21 protein-coding genes are annotated in these 24,499 nt (G+C 72.5%); 10 read left to right on the plus strand and 11 right to left on the minus strand.

What is annotated here, in order from left to right; all coding sequences use genetic code 11:
- The first annotated feature begins 15 nt into the window (after positions 1-15).
- The 4 genes from MYF83_RS02965 (at position 16) to MYF83_RS02980 (ending at position 5,016) form a co-directional block, all read left to right on the plus strand.
- The gene (locus tag MYF83_RS02965; protein ID WP_248958575.1) at positions 16-987 is read left to right on the plus strand and encodes a hypothetical protein; all 972 of its coding nucleotides are present in this window, start codon (positions 16-18) and stop codon (positions 985-987) included.
- A 158-nt stretch (positions 988-1,145) separates the two neighbouring features.
- A complete protein-coding gene (locus tag MYF83_RS02970) occupies positions 1,146-2,255 on the plus strand; it encodes a hypothetical protein (RefSeq protein WP_248958576.1) in 1,110 nt (369 codons plus the stop codon).
- Positions 2,252-3,721: a hypothetical protein gene (locus tag MYF83_RS02975; RefSeq protein WP_248958577.1), complete on the plus strand. Its 1,470-nt coding sequence runs from the start codon at positions 2,252-2,254 to the stop codon at positions 3,719-3,721. The genes MYF83_RS02970 and MYF83_RS02975 overlap by 4 nt, the downstream gene beginning before the upstream one ends.
- Complete coding sequence (locus MYF83_RS02980) at positions 3,718-5,016, plus strand: AAA family ATPase (protein WP_248958578.1); 1,299 nt, start codon at positions 3,718-3,720, stop codon at positions 5,014-5,016. The genes MYF83_RS02975 and MYF83_RS02980 overlap by 4 nt, the downstream gene beginning before the upstream one ends.
- A gap of 35 nt (positions 5,017-5,051) precedes the next feature.
- Here the strand turns inward: MYF83_RS02980 and MYF83_RS02985 are convergent, their stop codons facing one another.
- The 5 genes from MYF83_RS02985 to MYF83_RS03005 all read right to left on the minus strand — a co-directional run bounded on the left by MYF83_RS02985 (position 5,052) and on the right by MYF83_RS03005 (position 10,234).
- A complete protein-coding gene (locus tag MYF83_RS02985) occupies positions 5,052-6,167 on the minus strand; it encodes a 5-methyltetrahydropteroyltriglutamate--homocysteine S-methyltransferase (RefSeq protein WP_248958579.1) in 1,116 nt (371 codons plus the stop codon).
- Between the two features lie 27 nt (positions 6,168-6,194).
- The gene (locus MYF83_RS02990) at positions 6,195-6,677 is read right to left on the minus strand and encodes a hypothetical protein (RefSeq protein ID WP_248958580.1); all 483 of its coding nucleotides are present in this window, start codon (positions 6,675-6,677) and stop codon (positions 6,195-6,197) included.
- 142 nt (positions 6,678-6,819) lie between these two features.
- Complete coding sequence (locus tag MYF83_RS02995; protein WP_248958581.1) at positions 6,820-7,752, minus strand: Ppx/GppA family phosphatase; 933 nt, start codon at positions 7,750-7,752, stop codon at positions 6,820-6,822.
- A 194-nt stretch (positions 7,753-7,946) separates the two neighbouring features.
- Complete coding sequence (locus MYF83_RS43575; protein WP_248958582.1) at positions 7,947-8,360, minus strand: DUF3592 domain-containing protein; 414 nt, start codon at positions 8,358-8,360, stop codon at positions 7,947-7,949.
- Positions 8,361-8,626: 266 nt separating this feature from the next.
- A complete protein-coding gene (locus MYF83_RS03005; RefSeq protein ID WP_248958583.1) occupies positions 8,627-10,234 on the minus strand; it encodes an MDR family MFS transporter in 1,608 nt (535 codons plus the stop codon).
- Between the two features lie 125 nt (positions 10,235-10,359).
- Between MYF83_RS03005 and MYF83_RS03010 the strand changes: the two genes are divergently transcribed.
- A complete protein-coding gene (locus MYF83_RS03010; RefSeq protein WP_248958584.1) occupies positions 10,360-10,929 on the plus strand; it encodes a TetR/AcrR family transcriptional regulator in 570 nt (189 codons plus the stop codon).
- Positions 10,930-11,073: 144 nt separating this feature from the next.
- Here the strand turns inward: MYF83_RS03010 and MYF83_RS03015 are convergent, their stop codons facing one another.
- On the minus strand, positions 11,074-11,763 hold the full coding sequence (locus MYF83_RS03015) for a TetR/AcrR family transcriptional regulator (protein ID WP_248958585.1): 690 nt from the start codon (positions 11,761-11,763) through the stop codon (positions 11,074-11,076).
- A 185-nt stretch (positions 11,764-11,948) separates the two neighbouring features.
- Between MYF83_RS03015 and MYF83_RS03020 the strand changes: the two genes are divergently transcribed.
- Positions 11,949-13,526 (plus strand): sensor histidine kinase, encoded by a 1,578-nt coding sequence (locus MYF83_RS03020; protein ID WP_248958586.1) that lies wholly within the window; start codon positions 11,949-11,951, stop codon positions 13,524-13,526.
- Here MYF83_RS03020 and MYF83_RS03025 read toward each other — a convergent pair.
- Complete coding sequence (locus MYF83_RS03025; RefSeq protein ID WP_248958587.1) at positions 13,523-14,497, minus strand: beta-galactosidase; 975 nt, start codon at positions 14,495-14,497, stop codon at positions 13,523-13,525. The two genes, MYF83_RS03020 and MYF83_RS03025, sit on opposite strands and share 4 nt — an antisense overlap.
- A gap of 136 nt (positions 14,498-14,633) precedes the next feature.
- On the opposite strand from MYF83_RS03025, the gene MYF83_RS03030 reads away from it, so the two are divergent.
- The gene (locus MYF83_RS03030) at positions 14,634-15,641 is read left to right on the plus strand and encodes a ketopantoate reductase family protein (protein WP_248958588.1); all 1,008 of its coding nucleotides are present in this window, start codon (positions 14,634-14,636) and stop codon (positions 15,639-15,641) included.
- Between the two features lie 121 nt (positions 15,642-15,762).
- Here MYF83_RS03030 and MYF83_RS03035 read toward each other — a convergent pair whose 3' ends face one another.
- Positions 15,763-17,082: a PucR family transcriptional regulator gene (locus MYF83_RS03035; RefSeq protein WP_248958589.1), complete on the minus strand. Its 1,320-nt coding sequence runs from the start codon at positions 17,080-17,082 to the stop codon at positions 15,763-15,765.
- Between the two features lie 123 nt (positions 17,083-17,205).
- Here MYF83_RS03035 and MYF83_RS03040 point away from each other — a divergent pair, with 123 nt between their 5' ends.
- Positions 17,206-17,964 (plus strand): MOSC domain-containing protein, encoded by a 759-nt coding sequence (locus tag MYF83_RS03040; protein ID WP_248958590.1) that lies wholly within the window; start codon positions 17,206-17,208, stop codon positions 17,962-17,964.
- A gap of 77 nt (positions 17,965-18,041) precedes the next feature.
- On the opposite strand, the gene MYF83_RS03045 is transcribed toward MYF83_RS03040, so the two are convergent.
- Complete coding sequence (locus MYF83_RS03045) at positions 18,042-18,275, minus strand: hypothetical protein (protein WP_248958591.1); 234 nt, start codon at positions 18,273-18,275, stop codon at positions 18,042-18,044.
- The gene (locus tag MYF83_RS03050) at positions 18,262-18,510 is read right to left on the minus strand and encodes a DUF6400 family protein (protein ID WP_248958592.1); all 249 of its coding nucleotides are present in this window, start codon (positions 18,508-18,510) and stop codon (positions 18,262-18,264) included. The genes MYF83_RS03045 and MYF83_RS03050 overlap by 14 nt, the downstream gene beginning before the upstream one ends.
- A gap of 300 nt (positions 18,511-18,810) precedes the next feature.
- Between MYF83_RS03050 and glyA the strand changes: the two genes are divergently transcribed.
- Positions 18,811-20,136 (plus strand): serine hydroxymethyltransferase, encoded by a 1,326-nt coding sequence (gene glyA, locus MYF83_RS03055; RefSeq protein WP_248958593.1) that lies wholly within the window; start codon positions 18,811-18,813, stop codon positions 20,134-20,136.
- Positions 20,137-20,217: 81 nt separating this feature from the next.
- On the plus strand, positions 20,218-23,442 hold the full coding sequence (gene icmF / locus MYF83_RS03060) for a fused isobutyryl-CoA mutase/GTPase IcmF (protein ID WP_248958594.1): 3,225 nt from the start codon (positions 20,218-20,220) through the stop codon (positions 23,440-23,442).
- 141 nt (positions 23,443-23,583) lie between these two features.
- On the opposite strand, the gene MYF83_RS03065 is transcribed toward icmF, so the two are convergent.
- On the minus strand, positions 23,584-24,408 hold the full coding sequence (locus tag MYF83_RS03065) for a DUF1206 domain-containing protein (protein ID WP_248958595.1): 825 nt from the start codon (positions 24,406-24,408) through the stop codon (positions 23,584-23,586).
- Positions 24,409-24,499: the final 91 nt, after the last annotated feature.

Raw genomic sequence — 24,499 nt, forward strand, 5'->3', positions numbered from 1 at the left:
TGGTACGCTCCGGGCGTGAGTGAAACGCTGGACGATCTCGAGGAGCGCATCAACGCGCTCCGCCGGGAGATCCGGCAGGCCGTGCGAGCCCGCGAGAGCGTCCTCGCCAGGTCGCTGCGCGCCGAGCTCAGAAGCGCCGAACGGGCATGGGACCAGGCCCTCGCCGTCCATGAACCCGTGTACGAACCCGGCGACGAGACCGGAGGCGAACCGGGCCACGGGACCGCGCACGGGCCCGGCCGGGAGTCCGCGCACGAGCGCGGTGATCGGCACGAGGCGCCGGGCTCCCTGGTTCCCGTGCGCGAGCAGGTCCACCAGGCACTCACCCTGCTCGGCGTGCCCGCCGCCGCCAAGATGATCGTCGCCGTGCACGCCGCCCTCCGCGCGGGCTCGCTCAAGGGCGCCCAGCTCGCGAGCCTGCGCAGGGACGAGGAGCGCTCCTTCAGGACCTCGCCCTTCGCCCGGCCGTACTACCTGTGCGCCGCGCTCACCGATCGCCTGTCCGCCTCGCGCGGCCTGCTCGCGGTCAGCACCTGGCCGCTGGAGCAGCGGGTCGTCGGCCCGCTCAGCCCGCGCGTGGACTTCCTGACCACCGCGATCCGCGTGGCCGAGCACATCATGCGCATGGTCGGCGCGGGCGAGCAGGCCCCGCCGAGCGCGCAGCGGCTGCTGTCGCGGCTGGCGCACAACATCCCCGGCGCCGCGCCGGAGACGGGGCGGTACGGCCGGGGCGCCGGCCTCCACCTGGTGGACGCCGGGACGGCGCGGGGCGGCCCGGAGGCGGGCGCGTTGGTCGTCGACGGGTTTCCCGGCTCCGATCCGGCCACCGTCGTGAAGGCGGCCCGCGCCGAGCTCGAGGTGCACGCCGCCGCCGACACGGCGGCGCGCGCGGAGATCGCCGGCCGAGCCCGCGACCGGCTCCAGGACGCCGAGCGCCTGTTCGGCGGCACCGTCCTCGGCCTGGCACGGAAAGAGGCGTCGCGGTGAACGTCACACGAGAGAGGCGTCACGGTGAGCCCGTGCGGAAAGGCGTCACGGTGAGCCCGGTATGGAAAGAGGCGTCGCGTTGAAGCGTTCGGGGCGACCGGGAAGACGAGCCGCGCTGGGCCGTGAGCGCTCCAGCGCGGCCGGGAAAGAGGCGTGAGGTGGATCGACTCGATCGGTTGCGCGGCCCGGTGCCGCCGCGTCCCCATGACGCGCGGGCCATCGCGGCCCTCGCGGCCAATCCCGGATGCGCGCGCCGCGCCGTCCTGGACGCCGCGGGCGTCGACAAGGACGCCACCGCCGCCCACCTCGGCTACCCCGCGCCCTTCGGCCAGTCCCCCTTCGCCATCACCCGCGGCAACGCCTTCGAGTCGCTGGTGAAGGAGAGCGGTTGCGCCGAGCTGCTGCGGCTCCTGCGCGAGCTCCTCGGGCTGCCGATCCCGCTCGCCGCCTACACCGATCTCGGCGACGTCGGCGGCAACCCCTCGGCGCAGGTGCGGCACTCCCACACCCGCAAGCTCCTGGACAAGGCGGCCCGCGACAGCGATGACGCCGGCACCCTGTACGACCATCCGCTGCTCCGGCTGGAGATCGCCGGCCACAGCGCCTATCTCGAGCCCGACGTGGTGGCGTTCCGGCTGGGCGGCCGGTTCCACATCGTGGAGATCAAGTCCTTCGCCGTCGTCGACGGGCAGGCCGAGCCGGACAAGGTGGCGGCGGCCGCCCGCCAGGCGGCCGTGTACGTGCTGGCGCTGATGAACACGCTGGAGGAGCTCGGCCACGACCCACGGCGGGTGTCCCACGAGGTCGTGCTGGTGTGCCCGGAGAACTTCGCGAACCGGCCGGCCGCGACTCTGGTGGACGTGCGCCCGCAGCTCGCCGTGCTGCGAAGGCAGCTCGCCCGCATGGCGCGCGTGGGCGCCATCGTGGACGAGCTCCCGCCGGAGCTGACCTTCGACCTGGCGCCCGATGCCGATGGCGTGCCGACCCGCCCGGTGGCGGAGCTGCGCGAGGCCGTGCGCGGGGTCGACGCCCGGTACGCCCCCGACTGCCTGTCGACCTGCGACCTGTGCTTCTTCTGCAGGGACGAGGCCTCCGCCGAGGGCTCCACCGACCTGCTCGGGCGGCAGGTCCGCGACGCGCTCGGCGGGGTCGCCACCGTGACCGAGGCGCTCGGCCTGGCGGACGGGTCGCTCACCCCGGGCGAGGGCCAGGAGGAGATCGCCCGCCTGCTCCGCCTGGCCGACCGCATCTACGCGGAGGTCGGGTGAGCACGCTCGCCGCGCTCGCACGCCTGCGCGCCGTCCACACCGGCACGGCGCAGCGGCTCGCGACCGTGCGGCACTGCCACCTGTCCGAGCGGCCCATGGTGTTCATCCCGCTGCGGCTGGCGGGCGAGGCGGCGGCGCCGCTGGCCGCGATGGCGGGCACCGACCCCGGCCATCCCCGGCTGCTGGTGGTGCCGCAGCCGCGCGACCGCGACCTGCGCTTCGCCTTCGCCGCCGAGCTGGCCGAGATCCTGCTGCCGTACTTCGAGGGGCTGCAGAAGGCGACCGAGACGGTGGAGCGGCGCGGCGCCGAGCCCTACGAGCGCTGCGTCGACGCGCCGCAGGTGATCGTGCCCGGCCGCGGGGCGGTGGCGTTCGTCCAGTTGCTCGGCCGCTCGACCCGGTTCCGCCGCGCCGAGGGGCCGTACGCCGTGCACCCGTCTGTGCCGGTGCTCGGCCGGTGGCTCACCTTCCTCGCCCAGCGGGCGCAGTACCCCGGCTCGTCGCTGCTCCTGGCCGCCACGGAGGCGCTGTCGCTGCACTGGGCCACCGGGCAGAGCACGCTGGAGGACGCCAACCTGGCGTCCCTGGTGGGCTGGATCGACCCGCCGCCCGGCATGACCGGGGCGAGCGCGGCGAGGGAGGCGGAGGATCCGCTGGTCTGGCCGCCCGCGGGGCCGGCCACCGACCCCGGCTTCGACACCGAGGTCCTCGCCCCGGCCATCCGCGCCTACGAGGAGACGCGAAGCGATCGGGCGGCGGCCCGGGTCGCCGAGGCGGTGCGCTCGCAGCTGGAGCCGACCTGGCGGCTGATGTGGCGGGCCATCGGCCTGCTCGGCACGCTGCCGGCCGCGCCCGGAGCCGCGGCGCGCTGGGAGGGCGACCGGACGTCGTTCACCGGGTTCGCCGCGCAGCTGGCCGAGGGCGGCCCGCCCCAGCCCAAGCGGGACGGTGCGGTCGGCGCCGCCTCGCGGCTGGCCCGCATGGAGCGGGCGCAGGCCTCCTACGACGCCCAGCGCGCCTACGACGATCCGCTGGTCATGGCCGCCTACCGCCTGACCGGCGAGGCCTTCACCGGCACGGTCGTGGCCACCGAGCCCGACCGCACCGAGGGCGAGGGCAGGGGGCGCAAGCTCCGGCCGCTGGTCACCGTGCGGACCACCGACCCCGTTCGGCTCGCGCCGGGCACCCGGCTCGGCACGCCCGAGCGGCGCGGCCAGCAGGCCGAGGTCGTGGCGATCGACGGCGAGCACGTCACCTTGAAGATCGTGAAGGGGATGGGCCGCGGCATGGCCGCGACGCCCGGCGCCGTGCCGGAGGCCGGCGAGCGGGTGTGCTACGCCGCGCTCACCGACGAGTTCCAGCCGCCTGCGTCGCTACCGGCGCCCGAGGAGACCCCGTGGACGCACGGCGGCCCGCCTCCGGAGTACTCCCCCGCCGACGACGAGCCCGAGGAAGAATGGTCATGATCTCTCCCGCGGCGGAGGCGTCCGCCGTCGTGGACGCCGTGCTGGCCGACCTGCCGAGGCATCGCGGGGTGGTCGTCGACTCGCCGCCCGGTGCCGGCAAGTCGACACTGGTCGTACGCGCGGCCGGACACCTCGCGGCGACGGGCGAGCCCCTGATGATCATCGCGCAGACGAACGAGCAGGTGGACGACCTGATCGTCCGGCTGGCCGAGGAGCACCCCGGGGTCTCCATCGGCCGCCTGTCCGCGGCCGACTACGCCGTGCCGCAGCGCATCATGGGCAAGGCGAGCATCGGCACCAAGCTGCCCGACCTCGGCGACCCGGCCGTCGTGGTGGCCACCGCCGACAAGTGGGCCTGGGCGGGCGGGCGCACCTGGCCGTGGGCGATCGTGGACGAGGCCTACCAGATGCGGTCGGACAAGCTGCTGCGCATCGCCGGGCTGTTCGAGCGGGCGCTGTTCGTCGGCGACCCGGGCCAGCTCGACCCGTTCACGATCGTGGACGGCGACCGCTGGGCCGGTCTTTCGTGGGACCCGCTGCAGAGCGCGGTCGCCGTGCTCCTGCGCCACAACCCCGGCCTTCCCGTCCACCGGCTCCCGGTCTCCTGGAGGTTGCCCGCCTCGGCGGCGCCGGTGGTGTCGGAGGCGTTCTACCCGTTCACCGGGTTCACCGCCGGCACCGGGCCCGGCGATCGGCGCCTGTCGTTCACCGTGGGCGGCATGCGCACCGCCTACGACCGGGCGCTGGAGGAGGCCGCGGCCACCGGCTGGGCGCTGTATGAGCTGCCGAGCAGGCACACGGTGCGCACCGACGCCGAGGCCGTCCAGGCGGTGGCCGTGCTGGCCACCCGGCTGCTGCAGCGCGCCCCCGTCACCTTCTCCGAACGGGGCGAGCGTCCGGTCACCCCCGGCCGGGTGGCGATCGGGGCGGCGCACCGCGACCAGGTGGCGGCGATCCAGGCCGCCGGGGTGCCGGACGGCGTGACCGTGGACACCGCCAACCGGCTCCAGGGCCGGGAGTACGACGTCACGATCATCCTGCACCCCCTGTCGGGGCGCAGGGACGCCACCGCCTTTCACCTGGAGTCGGGACGGCTGTGCGTGCTGGCCTCCCGCCACCGGCACGCGTGCGTCGTCGTCGCCCGCGCCGGGATCCCCGAACTGCTGGACGCCCACCCATCGGCCGAGACGGTGCAGCTCAACGTCCCGGTGAAGTTCCCCGACGGCTGGGAGGCCAACCAGGCGGTGCTCGCCCACCTGTCGGGGCACCGCATCGAGGCGGCGCCCCCGCGCTGACGCACGGCGGACGGCGCGGGGCCGCCCTCGGGCGGTCAGCCCCAGATCTCCTCGGCGGTCTCGACGATGAGGCGGAGCTTGGCGAGCTGCTCGTCCCTGGTCAGGGAGTTGCCCTCGACGGTGGAGGAGAAGCCGCACTGGGGCGACAGGCACAGCTGGTCGATGTCCACGAACTTGGCCGCCGCCTCGACCCGCCGCTTCAGGTCGTCCTTGGACTCCAGCGCGCCACGCTTGGTGGTGACCAGGCCGAGGACCACCGCCTTGCCCTTTGGCACGAACCGCAACGGCTCGAACCCCCCGGAGCGCTCGTCGTCGAACTCCAGGAAGAACCCGTCCACGGCCAGCTCGCCGAACAGGGCCTCGGCCACGAAGTCGTAGCCGCCCGAGGCCACCCACGAGGAGCGGAAGTTGCCGCGGCACATGTGCGTGGTGACCGACAGGCCCTCGGGCTTGTTCGCCAGGGCGTCGTTGATCTGCTTGATGTACCGCAGGTGCAGGTGCTCGGCGTCGTCCCCGCGATCGGCGATCTCGGCGCGCTGGCCCGGGTCGTTGAGGTAGGCGAGGCTCGTGTCGTCGAACTGCAGGTAGGTGCATCCCAGCTCGGCCAGGCGGCGGACCTCCTCGGCGTAGGCCGCGCTCAGGTCGCTCCAGAACTCCTCCATGTCGGAGTAGACGCCCGGGTCGATGGCGGCCCGGCCGCCGCGGTAGTGGACCATGTTCGGCGAGGGGATCGTGAGCTTCGGGGTGGCCGTGGTCACCTGGTCGCGCAGGAACGCGAAGTCCTCGCCGAAGATCGTCTGGTCGAGGTTCACCCGGTCGTGCACGCGCAACGCGGCCGGGGCGAACTCGATGACGCCCTGCTCATTCTGGAACCGCACGTTGATGCGCTCGTCGGCGGCCTGGCCGATGCCGCCGAGCCGGTAGATGAAGTCCATGTGCCAGGACGCCCGGCGGAACTCGCCGTCCGTCGCCGAGCGCAGGCCCACCTCCTCCTGGGCTCGCACCACCTCGCGAATCGCGTCGTCCTCGATCTCCCGGAGCCGCTCGGCGGGAAGGGTGCCGGCCGCGAAGGCCTCGCGGGCCTCGAGCAGCGCGGGCGGACGGAGCAGGCTGCCGACGTGGTCGGCGCGGAATGGGGGCTTGATCCGCATGGCGATCCTCCAGAAGATCGGTACCGACTACCGTCCTATCAGCTTTTGGGCGGTTTCGCCGTACCGCCGGAGCGGGAGAAGCCAGGCGTCGCGGGCGTAGGCCGCTCCGTACGGAACCCAATGGGACGGCAGCCTCCCGAGAAAGGACGTGACGGCCTCCCCGCGGGGCACGGGGGCATGCCCCTTTCCCTGGCCGCGAACCGGCCCGGCCTGCGGATCCTCGCCCCTCGCCGAGACGTCCGGCCCGCCGTCCGGCGCCGGCCGGATCTCCGGCCGGCCCCGCGCCGCCGCCTTGTCCGAGCCCTCCGCCGCGGCGAGCGCCTTGGCCGGTTCCACCGCCGCCGCGCGGGCCACGAGCCGGCCGTCGGCGTCCAGCTCGGGCTCGGGGCTGGTGGTGGAGGCCAGCAGCGCGAGCGAGATCAACCCCATCACCGCGATCAGTATCAGGGCGAGGCCCATGAGCATCAGAACGGCCAGCAACGTGTAGACCGCGCCGATGAGCGCCATCATCGCCCCTTCCTCCTTTTTTGTTGTCGCGGTGGGACACGTGCCCGGGATGGACACGGTCACACGTTTCCCCACTCAGGTGGATGAACCGATTCTCCCCCGTGCCGGCGGTGGTCGCGCACACCCGGTACCGGTACGCGGGACGTCAGGCTCCCGACATCATGTCCAGACGGCGCAGGATCACGCCTTCTCGCAGCGCCCAGGGGCAGATCTCCACCTCGCGGACGTCGAACAGATCCATCGTCGCGTCGGCCACGACGGCCCCCGCCAGCAGTTGCGGCGCGCGCCCCGCCGAGACGCCGGGCAGGCCGGCCCGTTGCGCGTTGTCCATGGTGGTGAGACGTTCGGTCCACTGGGACACGTCGTCGCGGCTCAGCACCCGCTTGACGTAGGCCCCCTCGCTGGACGGGGCCGCGCCGGCGATGCGGGCGAGCTGCTTGAAGGTCTTGGACGTGGCCACCGCGTGGTCGGCGCGGCCGTACTTCACCACGTCGCCCACGATCCGGCCGATCTCCGCGCGCACCTGCCTGCGCATGCCCCGTACCTCCTCGGCGGGGGGCGGGTCGCCGCTGAACCATTTGCGGGTCAGCCGCCCGGCGCCCAGGGGAAGCGAGACGGCCACGTCCGGCGCCTCCTCCATGCCGGAGGCGATCTCCAGGGAGCCGCCGCCGATGTCCAGCACCAGCAGCCGCCCGGACGACCAGCCGAACCAGCGCCGCACCGCCAGGAAGGTCAGCCGCGCCTCGTCCTGCCCGGACAGCACCTGGACGTCCACGCCGGTGCCGGCACGCAACCGGCCGAGGACCTCCTCGCCGTTGACCGCCTCGCGGACGGCCGAGGTGGCGAAGGCCATGATGTCCTCAACGCCCTTGTCCTCTGCGATGCGCAGCGAGTCCTCGACGAAGCGCCGCAGCTCCCGCTCGCCCTCGCCCGACAGCGTCTCGCCGTCGCTGAAGTGCTCGGCGAGCCGCAACTCGACCTTGTGCGAATACGCCGGCAGCGGCTGCGCGCCCCTGTGCGCGTCCACCACCAGCAGGTGAACCGTGTTGGAGCCTATGTCGAGGACGCCGAGTCGCATGAGCCGACGCTACTACCTGTGGGGAATCGGCCCGGACGCACCTGGGCGCGATCTCCGCGCTCCGGCATGACCAACATGGTCCGGGTGCTGTTCCACCACCCGCAGGCGCGAACCGTGTTCGCCGAGTGGCCCACCCTGCTCGACCGCCGAACCCGCGGCGAGCCCGATGGTACCCCCCTGACACGGGGTGGCCCTCAGCCGCCGGAGAGCGCCACGGCGGCTGTGACCACCAGGAAGACCGCGCCCACGCCGGCGAAGACCACGGCGATGACGGTGCCGCCGGCCCAGAAGCCGTCCAGGCGCATGCGGGTGGGCTTGGCGGGGTCGTAGAGCACCGTGACCGGGCCGCCGACCGGGGCGACCGGCGGGTTGGTGCCGTAGTTGGTCTCGGCCTCCACCTGCTGGCCGATGACCGTCGTGAACCTGACGGTCGGGAAGTAGGTCGTGCCGTTCTCGCCACGGCTCGGCCGCAGCCGTATCACCTGGCCGGGGACGCGCTGCGCGATACGGCGGAACTCCCGGGCGGACACCAGCAGGCCGATGCCGATCCCGCCGAAGACGAGGGCTGCCAGGCCGAAGCCGAGCACGATCCAGGCGGTGGAGGACACGCGAACTCCTTTTCCGTGAGAGGGACGCCGCCAGGGTAGGGACCCGTGCTTGCGCGCGACTTGCCACCCTCTTGAGGCCGCCCTCGGAACTCGCGCCCGACCGGCCCTTCTCCCCCCGGAAGTCGCACACGAGAATGGCTCCTTACCCTCCGAGTTCACACACGACCGGTCCTCCCTGGAGGTACGGCGGGCCCGCACGCGGCGACGACCGTGACCACGGTGGTGGTCACGGCCGTCGGGGTGAAGCGGTGGAGACGGCGGGCGGCTCAGTCGAAGACGGCCACCGGCGCGGCGTCCTTGGCCTGGCTGTCCGTGCCGCCGGATCCACCGGGGGCGACGGGGCCGCTGCGCAGCGGGATCTCCTTGACGAAGATCGCCAGCACCGGCACCAGGACCGCGAACAGGATGGCCCAGAAGAAGACGCTGGAGATGGAGTTGGCCAGTGACTCCAGGAACCCGATCCGCACCTGGGCGGGAAGCTGGGCCAGCCCCTTGGTGTCCAGCCGAGCACTGCCTTCCGCCATCTTGGCGGCCTGGGGCCCGAGCTTCTCGGTCAGCTGGGAAGTGAGGTTGTGGTTGAAGATCGCTCCGAAGAGCGACACCCCGAACGAGCCGCCGATGGACCTGAAGAAGGTGGCGGCGCTGCTGGACACGCCGAGGTCCTTCTGCTCGACGCTGTTCTGCGCGATCAGCATCGTGGTCTGCATCAGGAAGCCCATGCCGAGGCCGAGCACGGCGATGAACACGCCGGTCTGCCAGCGGGCCGTGTGGACGTCCTGCAGGGAGAGCAGCCACATGCCCACGGCCATGATGACGCCGCCGATGACGGGGTAGATCTTGTACTTACCCGTCTTGGTGATCATCTGCCCGACGAACAGCGACACCACCATCATAGCGGCCATCATCGGGAGCAGCAGCAGGCCGGAGTTGGTCGCCGAGGCGCCCTGGACGGTCTGCTGGAACAGCGGCAGGAAGTTGATCGCGCCGAACATCGCGAAGCCGAGCAGGAAGCCGATCAGCGAGACCAGCGTGAAGTTGCGGTTGCCGAACACGTGCAACGGCATGATGGGCTCGGCCACCCGGCGCTCCACGGGGATGAACAGCGCCAGCGTGACCACGGCGACCGCCACGAGCCCGAGGATCTGCCAGGAGCCCCAGTCGTACTGGTTGCCGCCCCAGGTGGTGATCAGCACGAGTGCGGTGATGCCCACGCCGAGCAGGCCGGCGCCCAGCCAGTCGATGCGGTGCTCGGTGCGGTACTTCGGCAGGTGCAGCCGGAAGACCAGCCAGACGAACGCCACGGCGCCGATGGGCAGGTTCACGTAGAAGGCCCAGCGCCAGTTCAGGTGGTCGGTGATGAACCCGCCGACCAGCGGGCCGGCGATCATCGCCAGCGACATCATCGCCGCCATGATGCCCTGGTAGCGGCCGCGCTCACGGGGCGGCACCAGGTCGCCGATGATGGCCATGGCGTTGACCATGAGACCGCCGGCTCCGAGGCCCTGGAGGGCGCGGAAGCCGATCAGCTCGCCCATGCCGCCGCCGGTGCCGCCGAACAGGTCGGAACCGGCCATGCCGCAGAGCATGGAGCCGACCATGAAGATGGCGATCGACGCCAGGAAGATGGTCTTACGGCCGTACAGGTCGCCGATCTTGCCCCAGATGGGCGTCGACACCGTGGTCCCGAGGACGTACGCCGTGACCACCCAGGAGAGGTGGGCCAAGCCGCCGAGTTCGCCGACGATGCGCGGCATCGCCGTGCCGACGATCATGTTGTCCAGCATGGCCAGGATCATCGCTAGCATCAGTCCCGGCAGGACGACCATGACCTCCCGCCGGCGACCGGGAACTATCTCGGCCTCGGTCTCCGTCATTCTTTACGCCCCCTTGATAGATGCTTACTTACTTGCCGACCGGCTAGTGACTATACTGCCAAGCTAGAGCGCTTACTTACCGGCCGTCAAGTTAATTAGGGGACCCAGGGAGCGTCTGAGGAGATATGAGGCCACACACCGACACGCGAGCTCGCATCCAGGAGATCGCCCTGAAACTCTTCACCGAGCAGGGCTATGAGGCGACATCGCTGCGGGAGATCGCCGAGACGCTTGGAGTGACGAAGGCCGCACTGTACTACCACTTCAAGACAAAAGACGACATCGTGGCGAGCCTCGCCGAGGACCGGCAGGCCGCCGTAGAACGCCTCCTCAAATGGGCGCAGGACCAGCCCCGGACCATCGAGACGCGCCGGGAGTTCGTCCGGCGCTACGCCGACGAGGTCTACGGCGGCCACCACCACGCGTTCACGAGGTTCATGGAGCGCAACCAGACCGCGCTGCGCGGCCACCCCAAGTTCGACAAGATGCGCAAGCTCATGACCACCCTCGGCGGGGTCCTCTGGGACGAGGACGCCTCGGTCGCCCAGCGGCTCAGGAGCTCGATGGCGATCTTCACGCTGCACGCGAGCTGGTTCGTGCTCAAGGACGAGCAGATCACCAACGAGGAGCGTAAGACAGCGGCCCTCGACCTCGCTCTGGACCTCCTGGAATCCGCCCAGCCCTCCGGCCGCTGACGCGCGCGCGGCGGTTCTCACGCCGCCCCCGCCCGGGGTCCGCCGCACGTCCACACCCGGGGTCCGCCGCACGCCTACCCCCGGGATCCATCGGACGCCCACGCCGGGGTCCGCCGGACGGTCACGTCCCGGATCCATCGGCGTTCAGACAAGGGCTCCGTGCAGGAGGACCTCGACCAGTTCGTCGATGCGAGCGGGTCCGGTGTCGCCGCCGGGGAGCCGGGGGATGGAGATCATGCCCAGGAAGATCGCCGCGAGCCGCTCGGGCGGCAGGCGGAGGGACTCGCGCTCCGGTTCGAACAGCTCGGCCACGGCCTGCACGGTCCGCGCCATGGAGGCGTCCCTGTCCGTGCTCCTTCCGGGGGCCGGCCGCTCCTCGTCCGCGCCCGTGCCCGCTTCGGCGCCGCCTCCCCCCGGCTGCGCCGGGCCGGCCGCGCTTCCCGGCCCGTGCGGCCCTGGGCCCGCCCTGCCGCGCCGGCCCGTGGCGTACAGGGCGCCGATGACCGTCCCCATGCGTTCGAGGTGTGCCCGCAGGGCGTCGGCGGCCTCGACGAGCCGGGCGGCCAGCGGCTGGTCGAGCGGCACCGCGGCGATCTCCGCCAGCGCGTGGGCGGGATCGAGCGCCTCGCGCAGGCAGGCGTCCAGTAGTTCGTCCTTGTCGTCGAACACCCGGAAGATGGTGGCTTCCCCGATCGCGGCGGCCCTGGCCACCTGAGCGGTCGTCACGGCCGCCCCCAGCTCCGCCACCAGCGGCAACGCCGCCTTGACGATCATCTCGCGCCGCTGCTCGGGGGTCATTCCCGGCGCCCTGCGCCGGACCTTCGGCTCCGTCATGCCTCCACTATACGGAGTGAGTACTCACTACGCACCGCTAAATCCGATGGCATCACCCGTGCCCGGATGGGCAGCAGGCAGGACCAGGGCATTCGGGCCGGCGGCACCCCCGCCCGAGCGCATGTCAACGCTGTGCGCGGGATCGGTATGGTCGTGGCGAGCTGGCGATTCCCGAGGGAGGACGGTTGAGCATCTCCGGCTACGGTCACGCGGCGAGATGGCCGCGCCTGAGCACGCGCTCGTGGTTCACGGCGACCCTGGCGATCACCGGGCTGCTGCTGGCGATCTCGGCGGTGCTCGGCACCTGGGCGCTCAGCCGCAGCACCCTCGCCTCCGACAAGCTGGCCCAGCACATCACCCCCAGCCTGCTGGCGACCGAACGGCTGCGCGGCGCGCTGCTGGACCAGGAAGCCGCGGTGCACGGCTATACCGTCAGCGGACGGCAGGAGTTCCTCACCGCCTATGACCAGGGCATGACAACGGAACGGGCCTCGGTCGCCGAGCTCAGGCGGTCGCTCAGGGCGAGCACGCTGCTCGCCGACCTCGACGTGATCGAGCTGCGCGCCGGGTCATGGCGCACCGGATACGCCCGGCCGATCATGGGCACCGTCGCGCGGCAGGGGCCCGGTTCGATCGACCCCGTGCAGGTGGGCAACGGCAAGGTGCTGTTCGACCGGGTCCGTGCAGCCGTGGACGTCCAGATGGGCAGCCTGGCCCAGGCCAGGGCCCAGGCGAACGCGGAGGTCGCTAAGGCGCGTCTCTGGCGGAACATGGTGTTCACGGCCATCCTGGCGATGTTCGTCCTGACCCTGCTGTCGGTCGCCCTGCTGCTGAGATATGCCGTGCTGCGCCCCCTCGACCGGCTGGGAGCCGCCTCCCGGCGCGTGGCGGACGGGGACTTCGAACACCTCATCGACATCAGGGGGCCGAGCGACATCACGATGCTGGCCGCCGACGTCGACGCGATCCGGCGGCGCATCTCGGCCGAGCTGGCCGTGTCCCGTGACGCGCAGCGGCGGCTGCAGGAGCAGGCCGACCTGCTCGGCGAGCAGGCGGAGGAGCTGCGCAGGTCCAACGCCGAGCTGGAGCAGTTCGCCTACGTCGCCTCCCACGACCTGCAGGAGCCCGTGCGCAAGGTGACGGCGTTCTGCCAGTTGCTGCAGCGGCGGTACGCCGACCAGCTCGACGAGCGGGCCAACGAGTACATCTCGTTCGCGGTGGACGGCGCCAAGCGCATGCAGTCCCTGATCGCCGAGCTGCTGACGTTCTCCCGGGTGGGACGCTCGCACACCGAGCGGGTGCCCGTGCCGCTGGACGCGCCGCTCGACCGGGCCATGGAGAACCTCGAGACGCTGGCGGAGGAGACCGGGGCCGTCGTGATCCACCCGGAGCTGCCGGAGGTCCTCGGCGACCCCGCCCTGCTGACGATGCTCTGGCAGAACCTCCTCGGCAATGCCATGAAGTTCCGCGCGCCCGACCGGGCGCCGGAGGTGCGGATCACGGCCGGGCGGGCCGGCGACATGTGGGAGGTGGCGGTCTCCGACAACGGCATCGGCGTGGAACCGCGGTTCGCCGACAAGATCTTCGTCATCTTCCAGCGGCTGCACAACCGCGGGGAGTACGAGGGCACCGGCATCGGCCTGGCCCTCTGCAAGAAGATCGTCGAGTACCACGGCGGGGAGATCCGCCTGGACACCGGTCAAAGCGAGGGCACCCGCTTCGTGTTCACGCTGCCCGCGGCCGATCGCGCCTCCCCGGCCTAGCCCTCCTGGACCTCGCGTACCACGGTCACGCCGCCGGCCGGGACGGTGGCGGCTCCGATGTACCGGGCGCCGTCCAGGACGCCGTCGCCGGTCACGCCCGGGACCGTCACCGGGTCCTCCCCGTGGCTGATGAGGAACAGGTGCCCGGCCCGCCGTACGATCTCGAGCGTCTCGGGCAGGTCGCGCGGCCGGTCGACGCCGGCGGAGTCCAGCGCCTCGGCCAGCAGTGGACGCGGGTCGGCGACGCCGGTGGCGAGGTACCAGGCCACGCCCGCGCCGAGCTCGTGGCGGGTGAAGGCGGGGTGCCCGGCGTCGGGGCCGCCGGCGAAGGTCCGCAGCACGCGGGCTCCGGCGGGCCGTACCCGCTCCGACCAGACCCGCCCGATCATGCCCGAGGCCGGCAGCGGGGCGGACCCCGACGGCGAGACGGACGGCGTCAGCGGGACGGGCGGCGGCGAGGAGACGGGGGGCGACAGCGGGACGGTCTCGTGCTCGCGCAGCGGGTGGAACTCCTCGACCGTCAGTCCGAGCACGTCGCGCAGCGCGCCGGGATGGGGCCCGGCGTGAACGGTGTCGTGCTCGTCGACGATGCCGGAGAAGTAGGACACGAGCAGGTGGCCGCCCGCCTCGACGTACCGGCGCAGGTTCTTGGCCCCCGCCTCGGTGAGCAGGTACAGGCTCGGCGCCACCACCACCCGATATCCCGACATGTCGGCAGTCGGGGCCACGAAGTCCACGGTCACGTGCGAGCGCCAGAGCGCCTCGTAGTAGGCGTCCACCCTCTCCCGGTAGGCGAGATCGCACGAGGGACGCCACTCCAGCTCCAGCGCCCACCAGGACTGCCAGTCCCACCCGATGGCGACGTCGGCCTTCACCTGGCCGCCGCGCACCCCTTCCAGCTTGGCGAGGTCGGCACCGAGGTCCTTCACGTCGTGCCAGATCCGCGAGTCCGTCCCGGCCTGCGGCACCATCGCCGAGTGGAACTTCTCGGCGCCGGCCCGTTCACCGAGACATCAGAGGGGCTGAGCGATCCGCCCCTTGCTGAGCCGACCTGCTCACCCCAGACCTCCTCGCCGGGCGGGTGGGGGATCATGCGAGGATCACATAATGCGCTATATCATCATCGGCGCCGGTGCGGTCGGCGGAACCATCGGCGGGCGGCTCGCCGAGGGCGGGCACGACGTCGTCCTCGTCGCACGCGGCGCCCACCTCGACGCGATCCGCCGGGACGGCCTCCGGCTGATCTCCCCCGGCGGCGCCACGACCCTGCCGATCCCCGCCGTCGCAGGCCCGGAAGAGCTCGACCTCCGCACGGACGACGTGCTCGTGCTCGCGGTCAAGACGCAGGACACCACCGCGATCCTCAACGCCTGGGCTCCCCGCCCCGTCACCGGCGGCGGCACCGCCGCCGACCTGCTTCCCCTCGTCTGCGCCCAGAACGCCGTCGAGAACGAGCGGCTCGCGCTGCGCCTGTTCCGCCGCGTCTACGGCATGTGCGTCTGGCTGCCGGCGCTGCACCTGGAGCCCGGCACGGTGGCCTCCCACGGCGCGCCCCTGTCGGGCATGCTGACCCTCGGCCGCTACCCGGACGGCACCGACGAGACGATCGAGCGGATCGCCGCCGACCTGCGCGGCAGCATGTTCGCCGCCCCGGTCGTGCCGGACGTGATGCACTGGAAGTACGCCAAGCTGCTGGGGAACCTCGGCAACGCCCACCAGGCGATCTGCGGCACGGGCCCAGGCTGGGAACCGCTGATGGAGCGCCTCCTGGCCGAGGGCAGGGCCGCGCTGGCGGCGGCGGGCATCGCCTGCACCTCCGCCGAGGAGGAGCGCCGCACCCGCGGTGACCAGGTGAACGAGACGGCGGTCGCCGGGGTGGACCGGCCCGGCGGCTCGTCGTGGCAGAGCCTCGCCAAGGGCAGCGGCTCCATCGAGGCGGACTACCTCAACGGCGAGATCGTGCTCCTTGGACGGCTGCACGGGGTGCCGACCCCGGCCAACGAGACGGTGCGCCGGATCGCCAACGAGTTCGCCCGGGAACGCCGTTCCCCGGGGTCCATGACCGTCTCCGCGCTCCTGAAGCTCGTCGAGGAGGAGGCCGCCACCGGCCGATGACACCCCGGCCCCACGCGCCGTGATGTTCCCGGCACGACGCGCGCCGCCTCCGCACGTCCCAGATCGCGCCGCCTCCGGGCGTCCCAGATCGCGCCATCTCGGGGCGCGGCGTTCCGGCCGCTCACGCGGTGGCGTCCCAGCGGGCGAGCTTGAGCGCCAGGTGGAGTTCGAGCCGGTCGCGGCCGTTCCTGAGGTCGCGGCCGGTGATCTCCTCGATCCGGCGCAGCCGGTAGTACAGGCTGGTGCGGTGCAGGTGCGCGGCCTCGGCGGTCGCCTGCGCGTCGCCTCCGGAGTCGAGGTAGGCCTCCAGGGTCGCCACCAGCACCCCGCGCGGATCGCGCCTCCGCAACGGCATGAGCGGATCACCGGCCTCCGCGCTCAAGACTCCAACGTCACAGACCTTGCCGCCCGTGACCCCACCGCCGGCGACCTCGCCGCTCCCGGCCTCACCGCTCGCGGCCTCGCCATCCGGACGACCGCGCCCGGCGGGCGGGCCGAAGAAGCGGTACACGCCCAGCTCGGGCCAGACGACGAGCGGACCGGCGCCCGGATCGGCAGCCGCCGCCCGGGAGGCGGCGAGGGCCTGCCGGTAGGCCTCCGGCGCGGCCTCCAGTGCGGAGTGCGCGGCGCTCGCGCCGACCGCTGAACCCGGCGGGAAACCCCCGGCCACCACGGTGATCCCTCCCGGGTACGGCGCGCGGCCGTGCGGCGCGAGCACGACGGTCCGCCCGTCGATCACGGCGTGGGCGGCGGGCGGGCGCAGCCCGCGGACCTCCCCGCCGATCAGCTCGCTCAGCCGGGACGTGGATGTCACCATCCCATCGCCGCCCGGCTCTGCGTCACCGGGCGGAAGACCGCCGGGGGGACCCGCCGCCCGGCGAACGCCCGGCGCCGCCGCAGGAGGGCGGACGACGAGCACGTGGTACGGCACGTGCTCGGGCAGCCCGCAGGCGGCCAGCCGCGCCGCCGCCTCGCGCCGGTCGCCGGCGCCACCGGTGAGCAGCCGGCACAGCGGCGGGCGGCTCCGGGCCGAGCGGCCGGGGAAGCCCTCGCCGAGCAGCGCGGCCACCCTCGCGGCGTCCCGTACCACCCGGCCGGTCTCGGCCGGCGTCAGCGGCCGCTCGCCCTCGATGACCCACAGGAAGCCCAGCCGCCGCCCGCGGTGCAGGAGCGCGACGCACAGCCGTGCCTCCATCGCCAGGTCCGGGTTGGGCGGGACGCGCACCGGGCCGGTCGCCACACCTGCGCCGTGGGCGCGCTGCCAGGCCCCGACCTCCGGCGGCACCGAACGGGACAGGATGGCGCGCGCCCGGACCGGATCGGTCTCGCCATTGTGGGCGCTGTGCGCGATGACCCGGCCGTCCGGGTCGTCGATCGAGACCCCGCGCCCCACGGCCGCGGCCAGCGCCTCGAGCGCTTCCTGCACGTCGTCCGCGACCATGCGCGCATGGTAGCCGAGCCCCGGACGCTCTCCCTTTCGCGACGCCGCCCGGCGGATCGAGCACGCGGCCGGGGAGGGTGCCCGGCGGCGTCGTGGCTGGTCTGGCTCCTCTAAGCTCGGGGCATGTATCGGGGAAGGATCCAGGACCTCTACCGGTGGCCGGTGAAGTCGCTGCGGGGCGAGCGGGTCTCCGCCGCGCTGCTGGACGGCCGGGGGGTGGCGGGCGACCGGGCGTACTCCCTGGTGGACGAGCGTCCAGGCCGGGAGGGCAACCGGCTCACCGTGCGGCAGACGCCCGGGATGCTCGCCTGGGAGGCCGCCTACCCCGCCACCTGTGACGGCTCCCCCGAACCGCCCGGGCCTCCTGTTCTGTACTCGGCGAGCGGAGCGGCGTGGGCCTGGGACGACCCGGACCTTCCCGCCGCGCTCGCCGAGGCCTACGGCGTCCCGCTGTCGCTTCGCGAGGCCGACGGCCAGCAAGATCGCGGGCCGACGGTCCTGGTCACCTTCGAGGCGTCGCGCCGGGGCCTTGAGGAGGAGATGGGCGCGCCGGTGGACGTGACGCGCTTCCGGCCCAACCTGCACCTTTCGCTGGACGCTCCCGCGTTCGCTGAGGAGTCCTTCGGCGGCGAGGTCACGATCGCCATCGGCGAGGTCGTCCTCGGCGTCACCGGTGATCACACCGGGCCATGCAGCCGGTGCGCGGTGCCGAGCTGGGACCCGCACGGGCGCGAGCGGTGGCCCGAGCTGCAAAAGCACCTCATCGCCGATCACGGCAACAAGTTCGGCCTGATCACACGGGTGGTCCGCCCTGGCACCGTCCACGTCGGCGACCTCGTCACGATCTCGGTCTCGGTGGTCCCGGCAGCCCTCTCCCGTTGACGCCCACCCCCGATTCGGGCGGTGTGGGCAGCCCTGCCGGCGCCAGGTCACGCCGGCGGCCGGCTTGGGGCCGAGGGCTAGAAGGCGGGGCGGGGGCCGCCGGTGCCGAAGTGGGTTTCGTGGTCCCACAGGTAGGCGCATCCCGGGCACTGGACGTGCAGGACGCTGCCGGTGGTGCTCAGCAGGTAGCGCCAGTGGTCCCGGCAGTTGCGGCCGGAGCCGCAGTCGGCGCAGTGCCGGTCGTCACGGCAGTGCGGGCAGGGGATCCAGGCGCGGCGGGCGATGTCGGCGTGCGGGTCAATCGGCAGCACGGCCGGCCTCTCGTCGCGGGAGCACCCCGGCGGCCACGAGCATGTCGTAGGTCTGCTGCTGGCCTTCGTCCAGGCCGGAGTAGAGCAGGTCGTAGGCCTCCTCCTCGCCCCGGATGACCGCCAGGGGGTCCCAGTCGTCGCCCAGCGCGGCGACGACTTCGGCCCGCCTGCGGGCTTCCTGGAGCGAGAGGTCCATCTCGAAGACGATGGGCGGAGGCCCGCTGTCGTGACTCATTGCGCGACTTCCCATGGAGCGATGGCAGAGACGGACATTTGTCCGTTTCAATACCATATGTCGCCTTTACGGTCCTGCGCCACCCCGATGGCGTGGCGCTCCCCACGACCGCCCATGACCCGGCGGGCGCGGCATGCGGCTGACCACCGGCAACCACTCCGGACAACGGTGAACACGGCACCCGGTTTCCTACAGATGTAGGAAACGGCGGGCCGCATCCCCTCGTTCCGGCGGTGGCAGGGCCGCCGCGGGCGGCCGTAGCGTCGAGCGCATCCTGGCAAGGAAACGTGTTCGGACGGAGTGGTCACCCTGGAAGCTCGTAGTCGTGTCGCGCCCTGGGCCTCGGAACGCGCTCAGCGGCGGCTCACCGAACTGGAGTCCGCGCTCGGCGGGCTGGACGCCGCCGGAGTCGTACGGGCCGTGGCCGACGCCCTCGGCGGGCACCGCCGCGCCTTCGACGAGGAAGGCATCGTGCTGTACGCGGGCACCAACACCATGAGCCCGCGCGCGCTGGCCGTGCATCAGGCGAGCGTGTCCAGCCGCCCGTCGATGGGCTGGCCGGGCGAGAAGTTCCAGGCCGGGCTCGACCACCTGGACGTGCTGGAGACGCTGGCGCCGCTGCGGATGGCCGCGCTGATGGACGGCCGGTACGCCGAGGTCCGGCTGCAGAGCGCGACGCTGGCCAACCTGGCCTGTTACACCGCGTTCGCCCGGCCCGGGGACACGATCGCGGTGCTACCGGAGGCGGCGGGCGGGCACGCCAGCCATCACGCGCAGGGCGCCGCGGGGATCCGCGGGCTGCGGGTCGTGGACCTTCCCTACGACGCGGCCGGGTTCGCGATCGACCATGCCAGGCTGCCGGCGTTCCTGCGCCGCGAGCGTCCGGCCATCGTGGTGATCGGCGCGAGCCTGATGCTGTTCCCGCACGACGTGGCGGCGGTCCGGGCGGCGTGCGACGAGGCGGGCGCGACGCTGATCTACGACGCCTCGCACGTCGCGGGGCTGATCGCCGGCCGGCGGTTCCAGCGCCCGCTGGCGGACGGCGCGCACGTCCTGACGATGTCGACCTACAAGTCGTTCGGCGGCCCGCCCGGCGCGGCCATCGTGACCAGGGACGAGGAGCTGGCCGAACGGGTCTCGGCGGCGGCCTACCCGGGCCTGACCGCCAACTACGACGCCGCCCGCCTGGCCCCGCTCGCCGTCACCGCCGCCGAACTGGCGGAGACGGGGCCCGCCTACGCCGACGCCTGCATGGCGGGCGCGACGGCGCTGGCCGCGGCGCTGCAGGCGTCCGGCTTCGCCGTGGCGGCGGCGGAGCTCGGCTGGACGACCTCCCACCATGTCGCGGTGGAAGCGGACGCGTTCGGCGGCGGCGACGAGGCGGCCCGCGCGCTCGCGGCCGGCGGGATCTATCTCAGCGGCATCGGCCTTCCCGGGCAGCCTCCCGGCGAGCCGATGGGCGGCCTGCGCATCGGCACTCAGGAGGTGACCCGCCGCGGCCTCGGCCCGGACCGGATGCCGGCCGTGGCCGACCTCATGGCCCGCCTGCTGATCAAGGGCGAGGACCCGGCGCGGGTGCGCCCCGACACCCTGGCCTTGCGCGCGTCGGCCGGCGAGGGGCTCTGACCGGCGGCTCGGGTTCCGCTGGAGTACTTGGACGTCCTACAATTTATTAGGACGTCCTAGTAACTTGCCTGAGGAGCTCCGGTGCACGAACCCGCAAACCCTGTACGCGTCGTGACCGCGGCGGCGCTGTTCGACGGGCACGACGCCGCGATCAACATCATGCGGCGCATCCTGCAGGCCCAGGGAGCGGAGGTCGTCCACCTCGGCCACGACCGGTCGGTGGAGGAGATCGTGACCGCGGCCGTCCAGGAGGACGCCCAGGGCGTGGCGATCAGCTCCTACCAGGGCGGTCACGTGGAGTTCTTCACCTACCTGGTGGACCTGCTGCGCGAGCGGGGCGCCGGGCACGTGAAGGTGTACGGGGGCGGCGGCGGGGTCATCGTCCCCGAGGAGATCGGCTCCCTCGAGCGCCACGGGGTGACCAAGATCTTCTCCCCCGAGGACGGGCAGCGGCTCGGCCTGGCCGGCATGATCAACACGCTCATCGAGGCGTGCGACGTCGACCTGACCAGGGACGGCGAGCCGCCCGCCGTGCTCACCGGCGACCAGCGGGCCGTCGCGCGCGCGATCACCTACGTCGAGGCCGGGCGGGCCGGCGCGGCGTACCTTGAGACGCTGCGCACGGCGGCGCAGGCGCGTCGCGTGCCCGTGCTCGGCATCACCGGCACCGGCGGCTCGGGCAAGTCCTCGCTCACTGACGAGCTGATCCGCCGGCTCCGCATCGACTACGAGGACAAGCTCCGCGTCGCGGTCGTCGCGGTGGACCCGACCCGGCGCAGGGGCGGCGGCGCGCTGCTGGGCGACCGGATCCGGATGAACAGCCTCGGCGGCGACCGGGTGTTCTTCCGCTCGATGGCCACGCGCGGCTCCCACGAGCTTCCCGAGCACCTCGACGACGTGATCGCCGTGTGCCGGGCGGCCGGGTACGACCTGGTGATCGTCGAGACCCCCGGCATCGGCCAGGGGGACGCCGCCATCGTCCCGTTCAGCGACATATCCCTCTATGTCATGACGCCGGAGTTCGGAGCGAGCTCCCAGCTCGAGAAGATCGACATGCTCGACTTCGCCGACGTGGTGGCGATCAACAAGTTCGACCGGCGGGGCGCGCAGGACGCGCTGCGCGACGTGCGGCGCCAGATGGTGCGCAACCGCGAGGCCTTCGGCACCTCCCCCGAGGACATGCCCGTCTACGGCACCATCGCGTCCCGGTTCAACGACGACGGCGTCACCGCGCTCTACCAGCGGCTGCGCGCGCTGCTCGGCGAGAAGGGCCTGCCCGAGAGCCCCGGGCTGCTGCCGGAGACCTCGGTCACGACCTCCAGCCTGGCGGCCGCCATCGTGCCGCCCGCCCGGGTCCGCTACCTCGCCGAGATCGCAGACGCCGTGCGCGACTACCACCGCCGCACCAGGCTGCAGGCGGAGGCCGCGCGCCGGCGCCGGCAGCTCGCCCAGGTCCGCGAGCTACTGGCCGCCGAGGGCGGCGATCCCGCGTCGCTGGGCAAGCTGGACGCGCTGCGCGAGCGCGCCGAGGCCGAGCTGTCACCCGGCAGCCGCGCGCTGCTGGACGACTGGCCCGAGACGGTCAAGGCCTACTCCGCCGACGAGCTGGTGGTCACCGTGCGCGGCAAGGAGCAGCACACCCCGCTGTGGCGCACCTCGCTGTCGGGCAGCCGCATCCCCCGCGTGGCGCTGCCGAGGTACACCGACCACGGCGAGCTGCTGCGGTTCCTGCGCTCGGAGAACCTGCCCGGACGGTTCCCGTTCACCGCCGGGGTGTTCCCCTTCAAGCGGGCCGACGAGGACCCGATCCGGATGTTCGCCGGCGAAGGCGACCCGTTCCGTACGAACCGGCGCTTCAAGCTCCTGTCGGAGGGCCAGCCCGCCGTCCGCCTGTCGACGGCGTTCGACTCGGTGACCCTGTACGGCAACGACCCGGCGGAGCGGCCCGACGTGTACGGCAAGGTCGGCACCTCGGGGGTGTCGATCGCCACGCTGGACGACATGAAGGCGCTGTACGACGGCTTCGACCTGACCTCGCCGAACACCTCGGTGTCGATGACCATCAACGGGCCGGCCCCGACCATCCTGGCGTTCTTCCTGCACACGGCCGTGGACCAGGCCCTTGCGCGCTTCCGGGCCGACAACGGCCGCGAGCCCACCGCCGAGGAGGCCGCCCGCGTGCGCGCGGCGACGCTGGCCACCGTGCGCGGCACCGTGCAGGCCGACATCCTCAAGGAGGACCAGGGCCAGAACACCTGCATCTTCTCGACCGACTTCTCGCTTCGGATGATGGCCGACGTGCAGGAGTGGTTCATCGCCAACGACGTGCGCAACTTCTACTCGGTGTCGATCTCCGGCTACCACATCGCCGAGGCCGGGGCCAATCCGATCACCCAGCTGGCCTTCACGCTGGCCAACGGCTTCACCTACGTCGAGGCCTACCTCGCCCGCGGCATGGCCATCGACGACTTCGCGCCCAGCCTGTCGTTCTTCTTCTCCAACGGCATGGACCCGGAGTACAGCGTGCTCGGCCGGGTGGCCCGCCGCGTGTGGGCCGTCGCCATGCGCGACCGGTACGGGGCGGGCGAGCGGTCGCAGAAGCTGAAGTACCACATCCAGACCTCCGGGCGGTCGCTGCACGCCCAGGAGATGAACTTCAACGACATCCGCACCACGCTGCAGGCCCTGATCGCGATCTACGACAACTGCAACAGCCTGCACACCAACGCCTACGACGAGGCCGTGACCACCCCGAGCGCGGAGTCGGTGCGCCGGGCCATGGCCATCCAGATGATCATCAACCGGGAGTGGGGACTGGCGGCCAACGAGAACCCGCTGCAGGGCGGCTTCATCATCGACGACCTCACCGACCTGGTGGAGGAGGCGGTCCTCGCCGAGTTCGAGCGACTGTCGGACCGGGGCGGCGTGCTCGGCGCGATGGAGACCGGCTACCAGCGCGGCCGCATCCAGGACGAGTCGATGCTGTACGAGACCCGCAAGCACGACGGCTCGCTGCCGATCATCGGCGTGAACACCTTCCGCAACCCCGACGGCGTGGTCGAGCACGGGTCGCTGGAGCTGGCCCGGGGCACCGAGGAGGAGAAGCGCGGCCAGCTCACGCGGCTCCGGGCGTTCCAGCAGGAGCACGTGGCCGAGGCGCCCGAGGCGCTGCGGCGGCTGCGGGAGGCGGCGATGTCGGACCGCAACGCCTTCGCGGCGCTGATGGACGCGGCCCGGGTGTGCTCGCTGGGCCAGATCACCGAGGCCCTCTTCGAGGCGGGCGGCCAGTACCGGCGCAACGTCTGACTGCGGATACCGGAACGCGCACGACAGCCGGAGGCGCCGGAGCGCCAACGACAACGGACCCGAGCACCAGGCTCGGGTCCGTTCTTCGTGTCAAGTCTCGCGCCGGCGGACCCGCGCACTACGCCCGGGTCCGCTCTCGCGTCAGGTCCTGCGCCAGCGGGCCTCGCAGAAGCAGTAGGCGGCGAAGACCAGCAGGCCGAGGGCGACCACGACCAGCAGCCACGGGCCGAGCGGCGTGTCGGCGAAGGCCCGCAACGTGGAGTCGATGCCCTTGGCCTCGTCGGGGTCGTAGGTGATGGCCGCGTGAACGAAGAAGACGCCGGCCGCGACCGCGATCACGCCGCGCGCGCAGTACCCCACCATGCCGAGCTTCTCGACCGTGCCGCGCGTCCTGGGGGACATCTCGCCGGTGCGCAGGTGCTCGCAGAACTTCTTGGTCACGCCGTCGTAGATCCAGTAGAGGCCGAGCGCGACGATGCCGAGCCCGACGGCGCCCACGATCCACTGCCCGCCGGGCCAGTCCATGACGGTGGCGGTGAGGTCCTTGGACTTCTGGTCGCTCGACCGGCCGGTGGTGCCGCGGAGCAGGAAGCTCAGGATGGTGCCGACGACCAGGGTGTAGACCACGGTGCGGCCGGCCGCCTCCACGCGGTGCTTGGCGTCCAGGCCGGCGCCCATCAGCGCCTCGGAGAGCTGCCACAACGCGAGGGCCGTGAATCCGACGGCGAGGAGCCATAGCAGGACGGTGCCGAACGGCTGCTCGGCCACCGTGCGCACGGCGCCGGTCTTGTCGGCCTCCTCCCCTCCCCCTCCGAAGGCGATCTGCAGAGCCAGGATGCCGATCAGGGCGTACAGGACGCCCCGGCACACCATCCCGAACCGGGCGAGCCGGTCGAAGGTCCGGCTGTTGGTCGCCTGCTGCGCGGCTCCCCGCGCCTGGTGACCTGCTGAGGCCACGGAGTCCATGGGCCGCTCCTTTCGATTCGCCCTCCCTCTACACATTTAACCTGGAAGTAAACTTGTCGCGCCGATCATGGATTGGCGCTCGCGTGGCGCG

It is taken from the genome of Sphaerisporangium perillae (assembly GCF_023276435.1).
GTDB classification, from domain to species: domain Bacteria; phylum Actinomycetota; class Actinomycetes; order Streptosporangiales; family Streptosporangiaceae; genus Sphaerisporangium; species Sphaerisporangium perillae.